This window comes from Nonomuraea sp. NPDC049269 (assembly GCF_043197155.1).
GTDB lineage: Bacteria > Actinomycetota > Actinomycetes > Streptosporangiales > Streptosporangiaceae > Nonomuraea.
The window spans coordinates 198,526-217,131 of sequence record NZ_JBICSO010000002.1; the positions used below are offsets into that span (position 1 = coordinate 198,526).

Below are 18,606 nucleotides of genomic sequence, written 5' to 3' on the forward strand. Positions count from 1 at the left end.
GGAAGCCGGCTGATGGGGTTGGATCTGGGGTTGGTCCCCGAGCTGGTCAGGCATCTGGCGTTGCCGCTGACGGCCGGCGCGTTCCCGGAGGCCGTTCCGGACGCGCTGGTGCGGGAGGCCGAGGCGCTGGAGGCGCTGGCCGACGAGCTGGCCGCCATCCGCGTCGAGGACGCCGAGCCGGTGCTGCGCTACCTGAAGGGCTCGGAGTGGGACGGCGCCGCCAAGGACGCGTTCCAGCGGGTCCTGAAGCTGCTCGCCGGTGACGGGCAGACGGCGCCTCAGCTGGCGAACCTGGAGGGTGACGCGCTGCTGAAGTGGGTGGAAGAGGCCATCCGCCAGGAGGCCCGGCGGCTGCGCGACCACGCGGAGGACATGGAGCACACCCAATGGATGCAGTACGCGGCGCTGGCGCTGCTCGCGCTGGCCATCGCCCGGCTGCTGGTGTGGGTGTACCTGTACGGGCCGTCGGTGCTGAAGCTGATCCAGGTGCGCACGCTGATGACCCGGATGTCGATCCAGGCGCTCAAGTGGCGGCTGCTGATGAACATGCTGGGCTTCGCCGCGGTGATGGGCGGCCTGGACCTGGCCGTGCAGACGGCGCAGCTCCTCTTCGGCAACCGGGACAAGCTCGACCTCGACTCGTTGCTGCTGTCCCTGGGCAACGGGGCGCTGACCGGCCTGGTGTTCACCGGGGTCGACTTCGGGCTGTCGCGCCTGGCCACCCGGGAGCTGGTGTTCATCGTGTCGCGGGCCGAGCTGGGGGTGCGCGACCAGATCGCGGCCATGGCGCAGAGCGTCTACGGGCGGGCGCTGGTCGGCGGCGTGTCGGGCACCGTGGGATCGATACCCGGGCTGGCCCTCAGCGACCAGCTCGACCCGGCGCACCTGTTCTACTCCTTCGTGGCGGGCGCGGCCGGAGGCCTCGACATCCCGCAGAGCGCCCGGACCCACTACATGCCCATGCCGGCCGGCGAGCTCACGGCCGGGCCGGTCCCGTCGGGCCATTCCCCGTCTGCTCCTTCCCTGTCCGGTCATCCCCCGCCCGCCCCTCCTCCGTCGGGCCACATCGCATTACTGGGGGCCGGCGACACGCCGGACCTGGTGCACGGCGCCGAGCCGGTCGCGGGCGGGCGGTCCACCGGCACGGACCTGTCCTCCGCCCGGCACCCCGCCGGTCCGGACCCGCTCCCCGGCGGGCACCCCGCCGGCCCGGAGCACGATCTGACGCACAGTCAGGGGCGCGGCCCGGGCGGAGAGGCCGCAGGGGTCAGAACCGCGGACGGCTCCGAGCCGCGGCGGGTCGTCGAGCCGACCCAGGTGGTGCTGAGCGGTGAGAGACCCCAGGCTCCGGGCGGGCCGGAGCAGCGGATCGGCCCGAGGGACGCGCGTCCGGCCGGGGACGCCCAGGCGATCGGCCGGGTCGCTCGCCCGGCGCTCGGTCCAGCAGACGGACTGGCGGTCCACCAGGTGTCCGGTGCGGCAACGGGCCAGACGGCACACCCGGCGCCTGGCCAGGCGGTCCACCAGGTGTCCGGTGTGGCGGACGGGGCGGGTCACCTGCTCCCCGGTCCGGTGAGCGGCCACATAGTCCATGCGGGGGACGGCTCGGCCGAGGGCGCGGTCGTGAACGGCGGCCGTGCGGCGCCCGCGGCGGTGACGCACGGCCAGGCGGGCGTGCTGGGCCATGTATCCGGCGCGTCGAACGCCACGCCAGGGCACCCGCAGCCCCTCTACGACCTCCCGCTCCGCACGCCGTACGTGCCGCCCACCCCGCCACCGCCTGACCCGGACGCGCAGGACGGCCTCCCCTATCAGGCGGACTCACAGCAGGACGCCGACCACAGGGCGCAATCCCCGGACGCCCACCACAGGACGCAGCCCCAGGACGCCGGCCACAGGGCGCAGCCCGAAAACGCCGACCGCGCCGCCGGACGGGTGGGCGACGGGCAGGAGGGCGTCCCCGGACGTACCGGTGACAGGCACGGCGCGGTCGGCCCCCGGACCGGCCAGGCCCAGGACGGGCCTGTCGTCCCCATCGGCACGGCACCGCCCGCTCCCCGCCCCGGTGCCAGCGGGGAGACCGCTCCCGGAGGCGGCGCCCGCGACACCCCGCCCGGAGGCGTCCGCGAGGCCCCACCCGCCCGCACCGGCGACCAGCGCACCACGCCGCCAGCCGGTGACCGGCACACCGAGCCCCACTCCGCTGCGGGCGGCCAGCGCACCACGCCTCCGGCCCGCGCCTCCGACGCCCATGACGGGGCCCCCGCACCGCGCGAGGGCGCGCCCGCCGGAGCTCACCACGCAGACGGCGACGGCACGGGCAGGGGCCGCATCGACCAGCTCATCAACCGGGACGGCACACCCCCGCCGCCCCTGGATCCCGACGTGACCTCCTTGGGCCGCCGCGTCGCGGGCAGGCTGCGGATCGAGGTGCCGGACGAGGCGTTCGCCCATACCTTGGGGACGATGGCCCGCACCGTGACCGCCACCATGCAAGACCCCACCATGAGAGACATGATCACCAGCGTCCACAAGCTGTCGCGTACCGTGGGCCTGCCTGGCGCCTTCGACGGGCTGGTACGCGTCTTCGACGAGGCGCAGCGGCAAGGGTTCGATCCCGCAGGGGCGACGGACAGGTCGGACCTGGTCGATCGGCTGGAGCTGTACCGGCAGACGGACCCCATGCTTTTTCCCGGCCTGTGGCTCGCCAACGGGGAGCTCGCGCGCCCCTCTCTCCCGATCGCGCGGGCGTTCGGCCGGATGGACCTGGCGATCGGCACCACCAACGGCACCACCCGCGAGATCAGGGTCAACCAGCTTCGCAGCCTCACGTTCGAGCTGGACCTCGGGCTCCACTCGCTTGATCACGTAGGGCGCCTGTTCCTGGACGCCGAGGCGAGGGGCGTGGACGTCCAGGGCGTGGCAGGGCGGCACGACCTGGTGCGCGAGTTGGAGCGGGCCCGGGAGATCGACTCCGAGCTGTGGGACGGGCTGCGGATCGCGGACGAGTACGCCATCGCCGGGCTCGGCGACCCGGCCGCGCGGGCGATGAGCCGTACCGACCGGGCGCTCCGCTCGGTCGGGCCCGATGGTCGGCTGCGTAACCTGGCGGCCGAGGCGGGATTCTCGCACGCGCTCCGGACGTTCTCCGAGATGCTCGTGGAGGTGGACACGCACGGTGCCCTCCCGGAACGGCCGGCGACCCACGCGGAGCTCGTGGAGAGCCTCACGCGGCACCGCGAACGCGACATGGACGGCTGGGACGTGCGTGTCATGGACGAGCGATTCCCCGCCGCGTGCCTGGACCCGGCGAAGGCCGCGCTCCTGGGCCGGATGGACCGCGTCATCGTCGGCGACGGTGCGCCGCGTCCCCCGTTGGACCCTCTGCTCGGACTGTCGCGCGAACTGGGCCTCGGTGACCGGATCGGTCGTCTCGTTCACGTGGCCGAGCGCGCGCAGCGACTCGGCTTCGACCCGGTAGGCGCTCCTGACCGGGCGGCGCTGGTGGAGGCGCTACGGGGATACATGGACACCACTCCGGACACCTGGGCAAGGCTGCGGGTGTCCGACCGGTACGGGACCAGGCTCGGCGAGCCCGCAACGAATGCACTGGCGTGCATGGACCGGATCGTGGGCTCGCAGGGCGACGCCCCGGCGTGGGTCCTCGATCCCCTGCGGAAGCTGGCGGGCGACCTCGGCCTGGAGCACTCGGTCGAGCGGCTGGCCCACGTGTTCAGGGGGGCAGAGGAGCGCGGGCTGGACCCGGCCGGCGCCGCCGACCGGGCCGACCTCGCCCACCGGCTGAACTCCTATTACCGGGCGCCGGCGGCGGAGCCGTACCGCTGCACGCCGACCTTGATGCGCCTGGCGGAGGAGGCGCTCACAGACCAGCTCCGCCAGGCGGCCGCCCGTGACGCTGCCGCATCCGGCGCGTCGACGGTGAGGGCCCGCGACCTCGTCTCCGACCTGGAGGCGGAGCACGCTCGTGCGCTGGAGGCCCGCGCCCGCGCCTGGGACGGCCGGCCCCGCGAGCCGGAGGTCTCCTATCGGTGGAACCCCGAGGCGTTCGACCGCGACCTCGCGGAGGCGTTCGCGCGGGCGGAGCGCGGCGAGCCGGTCGTGCCCTACCTGACCGAGGACGCCACCGGCGGACTGGCCGCGCCCGGGACCGGGCTCAAGTTCGGCCGGGAGATCGAGTACGACCTGCCCGAGTCGCTCAAGCCGCACCAGGACGCGATCAACCAGGCCATCGCCCGCGACCTGTACGACGCGGGGCTGACTCGGGATCCGTGGACACACCCGTACCACACCGGCCACGACGGCGGCTACTACGAGGGCGACAACGGCTGGCGGCTGGAACAGGACGTATCGGTCGCCGGAGAGCTCGTCTCACCACCGCTGTACGACACGCCGCGCACGTGGGAAGGCATCCAGCTCGTGTGCGAGATCATCAAGTCGCACGGCGGCGTGGCGACGGGGAGCACGGGGGGCCACATCCACGTGGACACTTCCGTGTTCGACCATATCCCCGCCTTCTACCAGCGGCTGCTGAGGCTGGTGAACAGAAACTACTTCGACACGTTCCTACGGCTGATGACGAACCCAGAGCAGGGCCACCACCGGGGGCTCGTCTACTGTAAGCCCAACATGTTGGACTCCGCCGGGTACGTCACACTGGACGAGCTGGTGAGCTCGCAATTCGAGCGCGAATCCGTGATCAACGTGCAATCGGTCGAGGGCGGCCGGACGGACCACACGGAGGTCCGCCTCCCCGACGGCTCGTTGGACCCCGGCGTCATCCAGACGCAGATCAAACTGGCGCTGGGAACGGTGGGGCTGGCGCTGCGGCTCGGCGACGACCAGTTCCCGCTCAACCACGACGTCAAGGATGTCGCCGGCAACCATACTGAGCACCGCAGGCGCCTGGACTACTCGTCCTATCTGGAGCTGGCCGACCACCTCTACCACCGGGCGGCCGACAAGGCGCAGCTCACGGCCCTGTTCGCGATCACCCGATGGAACGAGAAGCCGAAAGATCCCTGGTGGCGATGAGTGAAGCGAACCGCGCGGCGGTCGTCATCCGCAACACCTCGGCGGCGGACCGGCCGCCCGCCATGCCTGTCAAGGGCGACGGCTCGTTGTACCGGTACGAGATGATTTTCTCCGGCGGCGGCTCGCGGGCGTACGCGGACGAGCCGGACGCGCTGGTCGGCGCGCTCAGGCCCGGCTACGACGCGCTCGGCACTCCGGAGGAGCGACGCGAGGCGCGCGCGCGGATCGCGCTGGACGCCCAGGTCAGGGCGCAGGCGGAGCTGGCCGCGGCCGGGCCGCTGGAGGAGTGCACGCCCGAGGAGCGGGCCGTGCTGCTGAGCGGCAGGCACGTGCCGCCGGCTCCCGAGGAGTGGGCCGCGCCCGTGCCGCTGGTGCTGGTCACGTCGTTCTACGAGCCGGCCGGGTCGCTGCCCCGGCCGCGCGGCCCCGAGGAGCTTCAGGTATGGCTGGACCCGGCGGACGACTGGACGCTCCTGACCAGCCTGCACGCCGCCGGGACGATCCGGGTCGCGATGCTCCAGGACTCCCCCTAGCGCCTGTCCGGAGTTGAGATCAGAGGGATTCGCCTGCGCTCTGGGCTTGCTGGCGGCACCTCAAACGGCACCGGGATCCGGCGGTGGGCGAGGGTCAGGCGAGCCTCTTCGATTAGTCCCGCTTGGTGAGCCATCATCGGTGGGGTGCGAATCGGGATATTTCTTATCGTGGCCCGATTTCCGGACCAGAGATCAGAGCAGGTGCTGGAGAACGCCCTCGACCTCATCGTGGCGGCCGAGGCGGCCGGGTTCGCCGATGCCTGGATCGCCGAGCACCATTTCATGACCTACGGCGTCTGCCCTTCGGCCACCACACTGGCCGCCGTGGCGATCGGCCGGACCACTCGCATCGGTCTCGGCACCGCTGTCAGCGTCCTGTCCACCCAGCATCCGGTCGCGCTGGCCGAGCAGACGGCCATGCTGCACCACCTGTCGGGCGGCCGGTTCACGCTGGGCGTTGGCAGGGGCGGTCCGTGGGTGGACCTGGAGGTGTTCGGCACCGGGCTGGAGCGCTTCGAGCGAGGCTTCGAGGAGTCGCTGGACGTGCTGCTGGCCGCGCTCTCGGGGGAGCGGGTGTCGGCGGCGGGGGAGTTCTTCAGCTTCCGTGAAGTCCCGCTGGTCCCACCGGCCCGGCTGCGCCCGGTCCTGGCCTGCACCTCACCGCCGACCGTGGCACTGGCCGCGAAACGTGACCTGCCGATGCTGCTCGGGATGCACATCGACGACGAGCAGAAGAAGTCGATGATCGCCATGTACGAGTCTTACGGGGGCGCCACCCAAACTCACATGGCGGCGGCCGTCGCCCATGTGGCGAACTCCACCGCCCAAGCCAGAAGCGATTTAACGGAGTCCCTGCCTCGCTGGCTGCGGCCCGGCCTCGCCGGCTATGTACCGATAGACAACAGAGAACCGCCATCACGGGATATTTCGGCATACGTAGATTTCCTGACACGCGTCCACCCGGTCGGCTCGCCGGATCGATGCGTGGAGTCCATCATGCGCACCTCTGAAGCGACGGGAATTCAGCACCTCATCCTGATGGTCGAGGGGATGGGCGACCACCGGCGCACCTTGGAGAACATCCATCGCCTGGGGGCAGAGGTGTTGCCGCAGATCACCGGCTGAGCGGAAGATGGCCGGGGCCGGTCAAAGGCGAGCCGATGGCCGTTCTGGGTGGATGGCGGCAGGCCGCTGTCGCGTCCGTCATAAACGCAGCAGGTCATGGCACGTCATCCCAGGCCATCGAGCTCATCCTCCAGCCGGAGGGCGTCCGTACGAACTGGGTGGTCTTGCGGCCGAAGCCCTCGAACCACTCTCCGTTGAGGAAACCGGACTTGCCGTACTCGCTGAACCGGTGCGCGATCGCCCCGAAGATCTCGGTCCGCTCGGCCACCTCCCATTCGGAGAACTCGGTCAACGTCCCGTCGGTCAGCATCTTCTCCCGAGGCTCGATGAACGCCTCGAGGTCGTAGATCACGGGCTCGGCCCCGACGTTCTTGATGATCGTTCCTTCTGGAATGAACACCTCACGGATGACGTCGAGGTTCGGCCGACGCCCGCCGGTGTTGGTGAACGCGCTGAGGAAGGCGCGCATCAGCTGGTCGAGCTCGGGCTCGACGTTGGTGCCCCTTCTATCCGGTTGGACGGATTGCGGCCATTCGGCGGCGAGCACGGACCAGACCTGCTTGTCGTGCCGGAGCCCGTCGGCGCCCGGGACGGATTGCCGCAACGTGCCGTCGAGGCTCATACCCAGTCGCTTGGCCACGTTGATGCTGCGCACGTTGCCGGACAAGGTGCGCCACTCGGCGCGGCTCAACCCACGTACCCCGAAAGCCCAGTCGATCATCGTACGGACCGCCTGGGTGATCAGACCGTGCCCCTCCGCTGCGGGCTCGAGCCAGCAGCCGATCTCGCATACCCCGAGGGCGGGGTCGAAGGTGACGAACATGGTGCCGCCGACGAGGGTGCCGTCGAGCCAGATGCCGTACAGGCGCTGCCGGTCGGCGGCCTGGCCGTCGGCGTAGCGCTGGAGCACCACCCGCGCGGCGTCGAGATCGCCCGCGACGAAGCTCGTGCCCACCCAGGGGGCGATGTGCGTGCGGGCACGGTCCAGGTGGGCGAAGAACTCTTGGGCATGATGCGGCTCGAGCGCACGCAGCTCGGCTTTGCCACGCAGCGGGGTGGCGAACATGGAACCCCCATTCACATAACGGATGTTTTGCGAACGTATCCTGTCGGCATGCCACGCCACAAGGGAGATCACGACGCCCGCCGCCGCGACGTGTCAGCGGCCGTGTGGCATGTGCTGGCCACGTACGGGTTCGGCGGCCTGACCCTGCGCGCGGTCGCCGCCGAGATGGGCGCGACGACCGGACTGCTCACGCACTACTTTCCGAGCAAGAAGGACCTGGTCGCGCATGCGTTGACGTTGCTGGACGAGCACCGTGCGGCACGGCCGAGACGTACCGCGCCCGAAGGGCTCGCCGCCCTGCGCGCGGTGCTGATGGATATCCTTCCGCTGACGAGGCAGACAGCCGCGGACAATCGGATCTGGGTCGGCTCGTGGGACGCCGCGATGGCGGACCCGGACCTCGCGGCTGGGCACGCGGCCCGCTATGCGCGATCACGCGAACGGATCCGCCACCATGTGGAGGCGGCGCAGCGCCTGGGGGAGCTGCCGCCGTCGGATCCGGACGATCTCGCGGTGGCGATCCAGTCCTTCGCGCTCGGCCTCATCGTGCAGGCGCTGTTCGACGCGGAGGAATTCCCGCCTCAGCGGCAGATCCGCCTCCTCGACGGCTACCTGGCCACGCTCGCCACCACAGCGGGGGATCTGTAAGCCGCCTGTGTCGCGGATCACTTCGGCCTCATGTTCACGGACAGATGGGCAACTTGCGACCAGGACCTGTACGTAGCCGGCCTCGACCGCGCACAACGGGCCGGCACGGGCAGAGCAGCAGCCGGCAGGGAGAAGCCAGCGTCGATTTTGATCGTGCCCCGGACACGGCGCGGCGTCCGCCGTGCCGTCGCTCCATCAGATGCGCGCTTGCGTTCGACTCTGGGCCGGGTCGCGCGGTAGCGGGCCAGCCAATCGGGAGCGGAAGATGAGAGGCGCGCTACCGGGGGCAGTCAGCCCAGCTGGTCGAATTCGCCGTCTTTGACGCCGCCCAAGAAGGCTCTCCATTCACCGGGTGTGAAGGTGAGTGCGGGGCCACCACGGTCCTTGCTGTCGCGGACAGCGACGATTCCGGGGATGTTGCTTGCGACCTCGACGCACTGGCCGCCGTTTGAGCCGGACCGGGAACTCTTCCGCCAGACGGCCCCGGACAAGTCAATGTCGCTCAGGTCTGCTGCTTCCATTGGTGCCGCGCTTTCTTGATTATTTTTAGAGACGGACCGGGGCGGAGCGCCTCTGTGCGTAGTTTGTCATGGATGTCCCAGGTCAGAGTAACGAGTTTATGATCTGCAGAGACTTCCGCCTTTGCCGCGGAGTCTACTGAGACAGCGGTCGGGGTGTCGGAAAGCTCGGCAATCATGAATGCGGACATCAGGCCTGTCGTGCAAGTGGTGTCATAGGGGACGATCTGTATCGTGACGTTGGGGAGTTCCGCAGCGGTGAGCAGGTAATCAAGCTGCTCCTCCATAACCCTGGCGCCATCGATGGGGCGACGAAGCACCCACTCGTCCAGGAGCACGAGCAAGGTGGGCGACTTGTCTCGTAGGAGGATGCCCCTACGCCGCATACGGGCATCAACCTTGTCTTGTATGTCTTGCTCAGAAACGAATAGGCCACCGCGAAAGACGGCTCGCGCGTATGCCTCCGTCTGGAGGATGCCGGGAATCTGGAGAGGGTCCCAACTTCGGAGCACACGTGCGTAGGGCTCGATTTCCTCTGTCCAACGGATGTACCAGTCGGGGCCGGTGGGAGGGGTGATATTGCGGCATAGGCGTTTGCCCAGCCGGACTTGTGTCATGTCAACCTCTTTGCGAACGCGGGCGAGCTCCTTGCCGAAGCGCTGAACTGCTGTTAGGCGCGGGTCAAGATCGTTGACCGCCACCGTGGACCTGATGGGATGATGCCGAAGTGGCGCGCTTTGAGCCGTTCGTGGAGGAACTGCTAGATTTTCTGCTGAAGCGGCTGGATGAGGCGGGGTTTGAGCGACTCGTCGTCCATGAGCCCCGGCGAATGTGCGCCCCATATATCTTCTCGGGCGGCGGCCGTGTGGAGCAGCGAGGACTGTGGTTCACGGGGTGCTGCGCCTGCTCGCAGATGCCCCAAGGAGGGTTCGGCAGCGATATCAACGTCGAAGCATGGCCGTGCCTGCATGTTCGGTCCCTGACGCTGCAGTTCGTCGACGACCCGAACTACTGCCAGGGATGGAGGCCAGAAAATGCGCTGTTCGCTTCGGGGAGGCTCATCCACTCGGACGACGTCTAGCCAGTGGGTGTTCCTCCTCCCGTCCACGACGCGAAGGTTGTCCTGGTAAGCCTGATGTCGGCTCGGCGAGCCGGACTTCCAGGTCTCGGGTTTCCACGTGCCGTCTTCCTGCTGCCACGTGTGCCACGCAGCGGAGTCGTAGCCGAGATAGAAGGCCTCCAGGCGGCTGACTCGTTGTCTTCATTGGCGGCAGCGGGCTAGCCTTTGCAAAGATCGAGACCAGAGAAAATAAAGAAGGAAAGCCGTGAAAGTGTATTACCCGGAATTGATCGCACCGCAGCGGATGGTCGGCAGGCGGGAGTTTGATTTTTCCAAGCATGTAGTGGTCATGGCGATCGTGAATCGTACGCCCAATTCAGGCTTGGATCCGCGGACATCGATCGAACTTGGCGATGCGGTGGCGACGGCGGAGCGTGCTTTAGGAGAGGGAGCGGAGTGGATTGACATCGGAGGTAGGTCTTTCCGCGCTGATCAACCGCCTCTTACGGCACAAGAGGAGATGGAGCGGATCACGCCTGTGATCAGCAGTATTCGTGAGATCACGGATGCGGTGATCTCGGTAGACACGCACCTGGTCGAGGTCGCACGTGCGGCACGGACAGCGGGGGCGGATGTACTGAATGACACCAACGGGTTGCGGAGTCCGGGAATAGCGGAGTTCGTGGCTGAGTCGGGCATGAGTGTGGTGATCTCGCATAGCTTGGCGGGGCCGCATAGTGCGGTGTCCCGTCCTAGCTATGAGGATGTGACGGCGGAAGTGGCGGCGTTTCTGCGTGAGCGCGTGGCGTACGCGTTGGACTGCGGCGTGCAGCCGGAAAAGATTTTCATCGACCCTGGTCACGACTTGAACAAGAACACCAGCGACTCGCTGGAGCTGACCAGGAAACTCGCAGAAATAACGGCAATAGGGTTTCCCACCGTGGTGGCGGTGAGCAACAAGCATTTCATCAGAGAGTCGCTGAACGTTGAGCGGGGAGCAGCGGAGCTAAAAGAGGGAACAATCGCGGCTAACACGATGTGCATATATCAGGGTGCGCGCATTGTGCGCGTACATGACGTGGAAGCAAACGTTGCCGCGATGAGAAACGTAGAAGCGCTGCTAAGCCTGGAGGATGCCGGCGCATAACAGAGCGCCAATCCAAACTGCGGCGGGCACAGATGGGCGTGGCGGGCCGGGAGGAACCGGCCCGCCACAAGGGGAATCAGCAGTCCACCAGCTCGGGTTTCTGGTTGAGGATCTGTGCGCGTGGAGTGACGAACTCGCGCAACGCGGCGGAGGCCGTCGGAGCGAACACCGCCACCCGATGGCAGTTCTGGAAGGCCAGGCGGACGCCGAAGTGGCGCTCCAAGGCGCCCCGCATCGAGTCGCTGGCCAGGCAGCGCAGGAGCTGGCCGCGGGCCTCCTCGTCCGGTGGGGGCACCTGGTTGTCGGCGAAGTCGGCGCCGGTCCTGTCGCGGTGCTGGACCAGCTCGCTGATCACCGACCAGGCGTACGGCAGAGAGTCGCGGACGCAGGCGATGAACGCCGCGTCGTCGACCTCGCCCGTTCTGGCCTGATCGAGTAGATCGTTCGGAACGGTCAGCGACATGCTGTCTCCTCTCAACGGGGATTGATTCGAACGCTAGGTGGGCTCGGCGGAGGCTTCCAGACGACCGGAGGGGACAGTCATGTGGTCGGGCAGCCGCCATAGACGAACTCCGGGTCGATCTGGTCCGCCAGGTCGAGGCCGGTCTTGGCGTTGGCCCAGGAGCGGGCGTTGCGCAGGTGGAACTCCTCGGCCTGGCGGCCGAAGCGGGCCCAGTCCTTGGTCTGCGCGTCCAGGTGCTTGAGCAGCATGGCCAGCGCGTCGGTGTTGGCGGGCTCCAGGTCGTCGAGGGCGAAGCGCTGGCCCTGCTCCATGGCGCGGACGGCGGAGGAGTGGTCCATCCAGGTGAGCAGGTCGTCGCCCACCTGGTCGTGCAGGAAGTCGACGTCGGACTGGCCGTGCACCTTGTTGCCGATCACGGCGAGCGGCACGTCGTGGTCGGCGGCGTAGTCGCGGTATTGCCGGTAGACGCTGACGCCCTGCCTGGTCGGCTCCGCGACGAGGAACGTCAGGTCGAAGCGGGTGAACAGGCCCGAGGCGAACGAGTCGGCCCCGGCCGTCATGTCGACCACCACGTATTCGCCCGGACCGTCCACCAGGTGGTTGAGCAGCAGCTCGACGGCTCCGACCTTGGAGTGGTAGCAGGCCACGCCCAGGTCGTCCGCGCTGAAGGGGCCGGTCGCCATCAGCCGCATGCCCTCGCTCGTGGTGACCGCGAACTCGCTGGTCGCCAGATCCTTGAAGCTCAGCAGTCGGGAGCCGCGGCCCGGCGGGGTCGTCTTGACCATGGCCTGGGCCGACGGGATGCGCGGGTTGTCGCCGCGCAGCAGCTCCTTGATCTCGGTGAGCCGGGAGCCCAGCGGCTCCGGCGGCTCCTCGACGCCGAGCACCAGGGCCAGGTGCTGGTTGATGTCGGCGTCCACGGCCACCACCGGACCGCCCTGGCTCGCCACGTATCTCGCGAACAGCGCCGACATCGTCGTCTTGCCGCTGCCGCCTTTCCCGACGAACGCCACCCTCACGAGCACCCTCCCGATGATTATGAAAACCGTTACCGTTTCAGGTCACGCTCATCATGGCACACTGAGCGCGTGCGTGACGAGGAATTGGCGCCGGCCGTGGGGCTGCGCGAGGAATTGGCGCTGGCAGTGGGGCTGCGCGAGGAGTTGGCACGGGCCGTGGGGCTGCGTGAGGCGGGGGAGCGGGACGAGGCCCGCGAGCTTCTGGTCGCGCTGGCGGCGCGGCATCCCGAGGACGCCGAGGTGGCCTATCAGGCCGCGTGGGTGCACGACGCGCTTGGCCTGGAGGCGGAGGCGGTGCCGTTCTACGTACGCGCGCTGGCGGGTGACGGGCTGAGCGCCGAGGACCGGCTGGGCGCCTTCCTCGGGCTGGGCAGCACCTACCGGGTGCTGGGGCGGGTCGCGGAGTCGCTGAAGACGTTCGAGCGCGGGCTGGCGGAGTTCCCCGGCGACGCGGGGCTGCGGACGTTCAACGCCATGGCGCTCTACAACGCGGGCCGGGCGCGCGAGGCCGTCAGCTCGTTGCTCGCGGTCGTCGCCGAGTCAGACCGGGCGGGTGGCTATGCCAGGGCCATCTCCTACTACGCCGAGAACTTGGACGAGACGATCTGAGCGAAGGTGACTTCGGTCAGCAGCCGCTCCTCGTGCTCGCGCAGTGCGCTCCAGACGTCGGCCAAGGGCCCCGCGACACCGGGATAGCCACCGTGCGCGGGATATTCGGGTTTACCCTCGATGACCGCGATCACGTCGGCGAGCGTGATGTCCTCCGCCGGGCGCGCCAGCCAGTAGCCGCCGTCGGGGCCGCGCAGGCTGTGGATGAGCCCGGCCCGTCTGAGCTGCAGCAGGATGTTGTCGAGGAAGCGGCGCGGGATGTTCTGGGCCACGGCGATGCGTTCGGCCGGCACCGGCCCCGGCGGTGCCGCCGCTAATTCGCTGACCGCCCGCAGCGCGTAATCGGTTCGCGCGGAGACCCGCATCACACCGGATTGAGACCCCAGCGCCGCCGCAAGGCGCTGTCGGCCGCCTCGAACAACATGTCGATCACTATACCGATCACCAGGATCACGATCATCGTGCCGATCAGTCCCGGCGAGTCGGACAGTTCCCGCGAGATCGCCAGTTGCTCCCCGAGTGACGACTGATAGGCGATGATCACCAGCAGCTCACCGGCCATCAGCGAGCGCCAGGCGAACGCCCAGCCCTGCTTCAACCCCGCCAGGAACGACGGCAGCGACGCGGGCAGGATCACATGCCGGTAGAGCTGCAACCGCCGGAACCCGAGCACGTGCCCGGCCCGCAGGAGCAGCGGCGGCGTGTAGTCGACGCCGGTGATCAGGCCGTTGGCGATCGACGGCGCGGCGCCCAGGATCACCACGAACGTGATGGCGCTCTCGGTCAGCCCGAACAGCAGGATCGCGAACGGGAACCAGGCGATCGACGGCATGGTCTGCAGGCCGGTGATCAGCGCGCCGAAGGCGGCCCGCAGCACCTTCACCCGCGACACGGCCGCACCGACGACCAGTCCGACGAGCACGGCCAGCGCGAAGCCGGTGACGGCCCGGCGCATGGTGGTCCCCACGGCCTGGTAGAACTCGGGGTCGCCGAGGCGGTGCCCGAGGTCCTGGAACGTGGTGATCGGCCCGGCGAAGACGTACTCGGGCCAGCGACCGCTCAGCACGACCAGCTGCCAGGCGACCAGCACCAGCGCGATCGCGGTCAGCATCGGCCAGACCCGCGCCCAGACCCGGGACGCTATCCCGGCCCGCTGGTCACTGGCCAGCTCCAGCGCGTCCAGCCCGGCGATCTGCCGCGCGTGCGTGTCAACGGCCATCGTTCGCCTCTCTGCGTCGAAAAGCTGAGCTTTCAGTGGCCATGGCGCATGACCTCTTCCTTCAGCCGGTCGGTGATCTTCGCGGCCAGCCCGGCGACCTCGGCGGAGTCGGTGCGGCGGGGCCGGGCGAGCTCGACGGGGAACTCCTCGACCACCTTGCCGGGTCGGCTGCTGAGCAGCACGACCTTGTCGCCGAGCCGTACGGCCTCACGGACGTTGTGCGTGACGAACAGGACGGACAGCGCCCGCTCCCGCCAGATGCGTTCGAGCTCGTCGTGCAGCAGGTCACGGGTCATCGCGTCGAGCGCCCCGAACGGCTCGTCCATCAGCAGCACCGCGCCGTCCTCCAAAGAGGACGAGGACGCGGAGGACTGGGCGAGCGCGCGGGCCAGGGCGACGCGCTGGCGCATGCCGCCGGACAGCTCGTGCGGGCGCTTCTTCCCGAATCCGCCCAGGTGCACGAGGTCGAGGAACTCCGCCGCCCTGCTCCGACGGTCGTGCTTGGACAGGCCCTCAGCGCGGAAGGCCATCTCGACGTTGGCCGAGACCGTGAGCCACGGGAACAGCGCCGGCTCCTGGAACATCATCGCGACCTGCCGCCCGACCGTGGAGATCTCCCCCTGCGTCGGCTTGTCGAGCCCGGCGACCAGCGAGAGCAGCGTGCTCTTGCCGCAGCCGGAGGCACCCAGGAGGCAGACGAACTCGCCGGGCCGTACCGACAGCGAGACCTTGTCGAGGGCGAGCAGCCCGTTGCCGCCGTGACCGTAGACCTTGGAGACGGCCTCCAGCCGGACCGCCGTCGTGCGATCGACCACCTGCGTCGTCATGTGCGTCACCTGTCCGAAATCGACTGCTGGCCCTGCGCGGCCAGCACCTCGTTGAGGGGCTTCAGGTTGTAGATGCCGTTCAGGTCCACCGGCTTGAGCAGTCCGACCTTGACGGCATGGTCCGCGCTGCCGGTGAGTGAGGAGGCGATGGGGTCGTTCGTGAACGTGATGTTCTTGAACGCGCTCGCCAGCACCTCGGGCTTGAGCGGCTTCTGGGTGAGCTTCTGGATCGCGGTGTTGACGGTCTGCGCGGCCGCGGCGGGGTCGTCGTTGAGGTACTTGGTGGCCTCGACGTGCCCTTCGAGCAGCTTCTTGAGCAGGTCGGGGTTGGCCTTGGCCCAGTCCTGCCGGACGATCAGGTGGGTGATCACGAACTGCTTGTTCGGCCACAGGTCACGCTCGTCCTGCAGGATCTTGCCCTTGCTCTCGATGACCAGGCGGCTGGCGAACGGCTCGGGCACCCAGGCGCCGTCGATGTCGCCGGTCGCGAAGGTCTGCAGCGTCTGCGCGTTCTCCTGGGGCACGATGTGAACGTCGCCGCCGCCCTTGGTGTCGGTCTTGAGCCCCTTGCTCTCCAGCCAGTAGCGCAGTGCCACGTCCTGGGTGTTGCCGAGCTGCGGCGTGGCGATCTTCTTGCCCTTGAGGTCGGCGGGGGAGTTGATCCCGGGCTTGACGACCAGGTAGACGCCGCCGGACGCGGCGCCCGCGACGATGTTGATGGCCTTGCCCTTGGACTTCTCCCAGGCGTTGATCGCTGGGTTCGGGCCGATATAGGTGGCGTCGATGGCGCCGGAGAAGACCGCCTCGATCGCGGCTGGGCCGGCGTTGAACGTGCTGGTCTTCACCGGTACGCCGAGGTGCTTGGCGAAGAAGCCCTTCTCGACGCCGACGAGGGCGGTGGCGTGGGTGATGTTCGGGAAGTAGCCGAGGCGCAGTTCCTTCGCCGCGCCAGTGGGAGACGCGCTGCTCCCGCAGGCCGCCGCGAGCGCGGTGAGTGCGGTTGCGGCCAGAGCGGCTAGCACCCTGCGAGCGTTCATGCTCTACTCCCTATTTCCTACTTAATAAGTCGGCTATGTGCATATGAAACCCTCCGAATCCCTACACGTCAAGTTGGTATAGGGGGATAACTAGGATCTGTCCATATGGAGAGACAGCTGATCAGCCACCTCGCGCACGCCGACCACCCGATCGCCTCCCCGATCAGCGAGGCGAACCTGACCCGGCTGCTGCGCCGGGCCAAGCTGCCGAGCGGCGCGCGGATCCTGGACCTGGGCTGCGGTGAGGCGTTCTGGAGCGTCCGGCTTCTGGAGCTGTACGGCGACGCCACGGCCGACGGTGTGGACCTGTCCGACGCGGGCTTTGCCAACGCCCGCCGGACGGCGGCCGAGGCCGGGGTGGCGGACCGGCTGACCCTGCATCACGGCTCCGCGACGGGCTTCACCTCGGCCGAGCCGTACGATCTGGTGCTCTGCGTCGGTGCCACGCACGCGTTCGGCGGGCTTACGCCGTCGATGGAGGCGATCGGCGGACTGCTCGCTCCCGGTGGGCTGGCTCTGGTGGGCGAGGGGTTCTGGGAGCGGCCGCCGAGCAGGGAGGTCGAGGCGGAGATCGGCGAGTACGCGGACCTGCCGGGCACCGTGGCACAGGCCGAGTCGGGCGGCTACCGCACCGTGTACGCCCACGTCAGCGAGCGGGGGGAGTGGTACGACTACGAGTGGTCGTGGACCGGGTCGCTCATCGATTGGGCGCTGCGGCACCCCGGCGACGACGGCGACGCCGCGATGGCCGCAGCGCTGGAGCACCGGAAGATGTGGCTCGACGGGTACCGTGACCTGCTCGGGTTCGTGACGCTGCTGCTCAGGCGCGGTTAACGGCAGGCGGAGTCGAGGGCGATCGGGGTCTCGGGGCTCGGCGTCCCCGGGGTGGCCTGCGGGGGCGTGGTGCTCGGGCCGTGGTCGGCCAGGGCCTTGGTGACCTCGCGCCGGATCAGGCTCCAGTCGGGATAGACCGTGTTGATCAACGGCGGTACGAAGCTCAGGCTCTTGATCTTGTTGGCCTTCACCCGCTGCGCCAGCTCGACCAGGTCGGGCAGCACGTTCTGCGGGATGTCGGTGGAGATGGCGCGCTTCGTCGCCACGGCCAGCTTCTCGAAGCTGTTCAGCACGGTGACCGGGTCGGCCTGCTTGGCGACGGCGTTGAGCAGGCACTTCTGGCGGCCCATGCGTACGTAGTCGTCGCTGTCGGTACGCGAGCGGCCGAACCAGAGGGCGTCCGCGCCGGAGAGCTTGCGGGTGCCGGGGCGCAACAGGCCCTCGCGGTACTTGCCGTAGACGATCGGCTGCTTGATGGTGACCGTCACGCCGCCCATCGCATCGATGATCTGCGCGAAGCCCTTCATGTCGACCATGGTGTAGTAGGTGATCGGGATGCCGAGGATGCCGCTGATCGTCTTCTTGAGCAGGGTCGGGCCGCGCTGCCCCTTGCGTATGCCTGGCTCCATCTCGGGATAGTCCTCGGCGTACTGGAACACCTCGTTGAGCAGGCCGGGAGTCTCCGGGCCCGCGCCGGTGAAGCCGTCCGGGAAGCGCTCTCTGGGCGGACCTTCCGGCAGGCGCACCCGCTGCAGGTTGCGCGGCAGGCCGAGCAGGATCGTCGCGCCGGTGGCGACGTCGACGCTGGCCACGGTCATGCTGTCGGTACGCACCCCGGGCCGGCCGGGGGCGGCGTCGGCGCCGAGGAGCAGGAGGTTGATCCGCTTCGCGCCGTCCCATGGATCCTGGGACACGACAGGGGAGACGTTCGCGGTGAACAAGCTGTTGACCACATCACGCGACACGTAGGTCACGCGGGCCGCGTAGACGGCCGGGGTCAGGATGAGCGCGCACAGGGCGATGGTCAGCGCGCTGGTCACCGCGCGGCCCACGCGGTTCACGGGCGCGGGCCGGACCAGCATGTACGACCAGATGACCACCCCAGTCCAGATGATCGCGATCGTGGCGATCATGATCGAGAAGGCGGTGAGCCAGGCGGGCTGGACGGCCAGCGGGAGCAGCTTGCTGCCGAACACGGTGATCACGGTGAGGATCATGGCGAGCATCAGCACGTGCGCCGCCATGAGGGCGAGGCCGGTCTTCCGGCGGTCGGCGGCCAGGTGGGCCACCCCCCACAGCAGGGTCGACGCGAGGGTGAGGATGATGCTGAAGCCAAGCCCAAAACCCCGTGTTCTCACTGTCATCCCTGGTAAGCCCCCCCTGTTCTACGAATTGCTCTCAAGGCTAGTAACGAGTTGCACGCGGGGTATTTGCGGAAAAGGCAGTGTC

The 18,606-nt window shown here is 68.7% G+C and carries 18 protein-coding genes; 8 read left to right on the forward strand and 10 right to left on the reverse strand.

Features of this window, described 5'->3' with window-relative positions:
• Positions 1–12 precede the first annotated feature (12 nt).
• From ACGFNP_RS10395 to ACGFNP_RS10405, 3 genes are all read left to right on the forward strand, one after another.
• Positions 13–5,052 carry a hypothetical protein gene (locus ACGFNP_RS10395; protein ID WP_393316979.1) on the forward strand — a complete coding sequence of 1,680 codons (5,040 nt, stop codon included), beginning with the start codon at positions 13–15 and terminating at the stop codon, positions 5,050–5,052.
• Positions 5,049–5,585 carry a hypothetical protein gene (locus ACGFNP_RS10400; RefSeq protein ID WP_393316982.1) on the forward strand — a complete coding sequence of 179 codons (537 nt, stop codon included), beginning with the start codon at positions 5,049–5,051 and terminating at the stop codon, positions 5,583–5,585. The genes ACGFNP_RS10395 and ACGFNP_RS10400 overlap by 4 nt, the downstream gene beginning before the upstream one ends.
• Before the next feature lie 144 nt (positions 5,586–5,729).
• Positions 5,730–6,710, forward strand: coding sequence for an LLM class flavin-dependent oxidoreductase (locus ACGFNP_RS10405; RefSeq protein ID WP_393316985.1), 981 nt, complete (start codon positions 5,730–5,732; stop codon positions 6,708–6,710).
• A gap of 94 nt (positions 6,711–6,804) precedes the next feature.
• Here the strand turns inward: ACGFNP_RS10405 and ACGFNP_RS10410 are convergent, their stop codons facing one another.
• Positions 6,805–7,776, reverse strand: a complete 972-nt coding sequence (locus ACGFNP_RS10410) for a GNAT family N-acetyltransferase (protein ID WP_393316988.1) — start codon at positions 7,774–7,776, stop codon at positions 6,805–6,807.
• Between the two features lie 48 nt (positions 7,777–7,824).
• Between ACGFNP_RS10410 and ACGFNP_RS10415 the strand changes: the two genes are divergently transcribed.
• Positions 7,825–8,424, forward strand: coding sequence for a TetR family transcriptional regulator C-terminal domain-containing protein (locus ACGFNP_RS10415; RefSeq protein WP_358337843.1), 600 nt, complete (start codon positions 7,825–7,827; stop codon positions 8,422–8,424).
• 290 nt (positions 8,425–8,714) lie between these two features.
• On the opposite strand, the gene ACGFNP_RS10420 is transcribed toward ACGFNP_RS10415, so the two are convergent.
• Together ACGFNP_RS10420 and ACGFNP_RS10425 are read right to left on the reverse strand one after the other, a co-directional pair.
• A complete protein-coding gene (locus tag ACGFNP_RS10420) occupies positions 8,715–8,945 on the reverse strand; it encodes a DUF397 domain-containing protein (RefSeq protein WP_393316991.1) in 231 nt (76 codons plus the stop codon).
• The gene (locus tag ACGFNP_RS10425) at positions 8,927–9,643 is read right to left on the reverse strand and encodes a DUF5753 domain-containing protein (protein ID WP_393316994.1); all 717 of its coding nucleotides are present in this window, start codon (positions 9,641–9,643) and stop codon (positions 8,927–8,929) included. Before ACGFNP_RS10425 ends, ACGFNP_RS10420 begins: the two co-directional genes overlap by 19 nt.
• Before the next feature lie 26 nt (positions 9,644–9,669).
• Between ACGFNP_RS10425 and ACGFNP_RS10430 the strand changes: the two genes are divergently transcribed.
• On the forward strand, positions 9,670–10,023 hold the full coding sequence (locus ACGFNP_RS10430) for a hypothetical protein (RefSeq protein ID WP_393316997.1): 354 nt from the start codon (positions 9,670–9,672) through the stop codon (positions 10,021–10,023).
• A 244-nt stretch (positions 10,024–10,267) separates the two neighbouring features.
• Positions 10,268–11,149, forward strand: coding sequence for a dihydropteroate synthase (gene folP / locus ACGFNP_RS10435; protein WP_393317000.1), 882 nt, complete (start codon positions 10,268–10,270; stop codon positions 11,147–11,149).
• Between the two features lie 76 nt (positions 11,150–11,225).
• On the opposite strand, the gene ACGFNP_RS10440 is transcribed toward folP, so the two are convergent.
• Both ACGFNP_RS10440 and ACGFNP_RS10445 read right to left on the reverse strand, forming a co-directional pair.
• Entirely contained in the window at positions 11,226–11,612 is a 387-nt protein-coding gene (locus ACGFNP_RS10440) for an SCO5389 family protein (protein WP_358340904.1), read from the reverse strand.
• A gap of 77 nt (positions 11,613–11,689) precedes the next feature.
• Positions 11,690–12,631 (reverse strand): ATP-binding protein, encoded by a 942-nt coding sequence (locus tag ACGFNP_RS10445; protein ID WP_393319642.1) that lies wholly within the window; start codon positions 12,629–12,631, stop codon positions 11,690–11,692.
• A 69-nt stretch (positions 12,632–12,700) separates the two neighbouring features.
• Between ACGFNP_RS10445 and ACGFNP_RS10450 the strand changes: the two genes are divergently transcribed.
• Positions 12,701–13,240, forward strand: a complete 540-nt coding sequence (locus tag ACGFNP_RS10450; protein ID WP_393317004.1) for a tetratricopeptide repeat protein — start codon at positions 12,701–12,703, stop codon at positions 13,238–13,240.
• Here the strand turns inward: ACGFNP_RS10450 and ACGFNP_RS10455 are convergent.
• From ACGFNP_RS10455 to ACGFNP_RS10470, 4 genes are read right to left on the reverse strand one after another with little or no spacing between them, the layout of a single operon-like run.
• The gene (locus tag ACGFNP_RS10455; RefSeq protein WP_358340908.1) at positions 13,210–13,605 is read right to left on the reverse strand and encodes an Rrf2 family transcriptional regulator; all 396 of its coding nucleotides are present in this window, start codon (positions 13,603–13,605) and stop codon (positions 13,210–13,212) included. The two genes, ACGFNP_RS10450 and ACGFNP_RS10455, sit on opposite strands and share 31 nt — an antisense overlap.
• Entirely contained in the window at positions 13,605–14,459 is an 855-nt protein-coding gene (locus tag ACGFNP_RS10460; RefSeq protein WP_358340910.1) for an ABC transporter permease, read from the reverse strand. The genes ACGFNP_RS10455 and ACGFNP_RS10460 overlap by 1 nt, the downstream gene beginning before the upstream one ends.
• Before the next feature lie 32 nt (positions 14,460–14,491).
• Complete coding sequence (locus tag ACGFNP_RS10465) at positions 14,492–15,286, reverse strand: ABC transporter ATP-binding protein (protein ID WP_358340912.1); 795 nt, start codon at positions 15,284–15,286, stop codon at positions 14,492–14,494.
• A 5-nt stretch (positions 15,287–15,291) separates the two neighbouring features.
• Positions 15,292–16,323, reverse strand: a complete 1,032-nt coding sequence (locus tag ACGFNP_RS10470; protein ID WP_393317008.1) for an ABC transporter substrate-binding protein — start codon at positions 16,321–16,323, stop codon at positions 15,292–15,294.
• A gap of 105 nt (positions 16,324–16,428) precedes the next feature.
• Here ACGFNP_RS10470 and ACGFNP_RS10475 point away from each other — a divergent pair, with 105 nt between their 5' ends.
• Positions 16,429–17,157: a class I SAM-dependent methyltransferase gene (locus ACGFNP_RS10475; RefSeq protein WP_358340916.1), complete on the forward strand. Its 729-nt coding sequence runs from the start codon at positions 16,429–16,431 to the stop codon at positions 17,155–17,157.
• On the opposite strand, the gene ACGFNP_RS10480 is transcribed toward ACGFNP_RS10475, so the two are convergent.
• On the reverse strand, positions 17,154–18,521 hold the full coding sequence (locus ACGFNP_RS10480) for an LCP family protein (RefSeq protein ID WP_393317011.1): 1,368 nt from the start codon (positions 18,519–18,521) through the stop codon (positions 17,154–17,156). The genes ACGFNP_RS10475 and ACGFNP_RS10480 overlap by 4 nt on opposite strands.
• Positions 18,522–18,606 lie beyond the last annotated feature (85 nt).

What these genes read in the sequence shown, in the direction of transcription:
- ACGFNP_RS10395 (WP_393316979.1), top strand. Translation starts at nt 13, where the DNA reads ATGGGGTTGGATCTGGGGTTGGTCCCCGAGCTGGTCAGGCATCTGGCG.
- ACGFNP_RS10400 (WP_393316982.1), top strand. Translation starts at nt 5,049, where the DNA reads ATGAGTGAAGCGAACCGCGCGGCGGTCGTCATCCGCAACACCTCGGCG.
- ACGFNP_RS10410 (WP_393316988.1), bottom strand. Translation starts at nt 7,776, where the DNA reads ATGTTCGCCACCCCGCTGCGTGGCAAAGCCGAGCTGCGTGCGCTCGAG.
- ACGFNP_RS10415 (WP_358337843.1), top strand. Translation starts at nt 7,825, where the DNA reads ATGCCACGCCACAAGGGAGATCACGACGCCCGCCGCCGCGACGTGTCA.
- ACGFNP_RS10420 (WP_393316991.1), bottom strand. Translation starts at nt 8,945, where the DNA reads ATGGAAGCAGCAGACCTGAGCGACATTGACTTGTCCGGGGCCGTCTGG.
- ACGFNP_RS10440 (WP_358340904.1), bottom strand. Translation starts at nt 11,612, where the DNA reads ATGTCGCTGACCGTTCCGAACGATCTACTCGATCAGGCCAGAACGGGC.
- ACGFNP_RS10455 (WP_358340908.1), bottom strand. Translation starts at nt 13,605, where the DNA reads ATGCGGGTCTCCGCGCGAACCGATTACGCGCTGCGGGCGGTCAGCGAA.
- ACGFNP_RS10460 (WP_358340910.1), bottom strand. Translation starts at nt 14,459, where the DNA reads ATGGCCGTTGACACGCACGCGCGGCAGATCGCCGGGCTGGACGCGCTG.
- ACGFNP_RS10465 (WP_358340912.1), bottom strand. Translation starts at nt 15,286, where the DNA reads ATGACGACGCAGGTGGTCGATCGCACGACGGCGGTCCGGCTGGAGGCC.
- ACGFNP_RS10470 (WP_393317008.1), bottom strand. Translation starts at nt 16,323, where the DNA reads ATGAACGCTCGCAGGGTGCTAGCCGCTCTGGCCGCAACCGCACTCACC.
- ACGFNP_RS10475 (WP_358340916.1), top strand. Translation starts at nt 16,429, where the DNA reads ATGGAGAGACAGCTGATCAGCCACCTCGCGCACGCCGACCACCCGATC.
- ACGFNP_RS10480 (WP_393317011.1), bottom strand. Translation starts at nt 18,521, where the DNA reads ATGACAGTGAGAACACGGGGTTTTGGGCTTGGCTTCAGCATCATCCTC.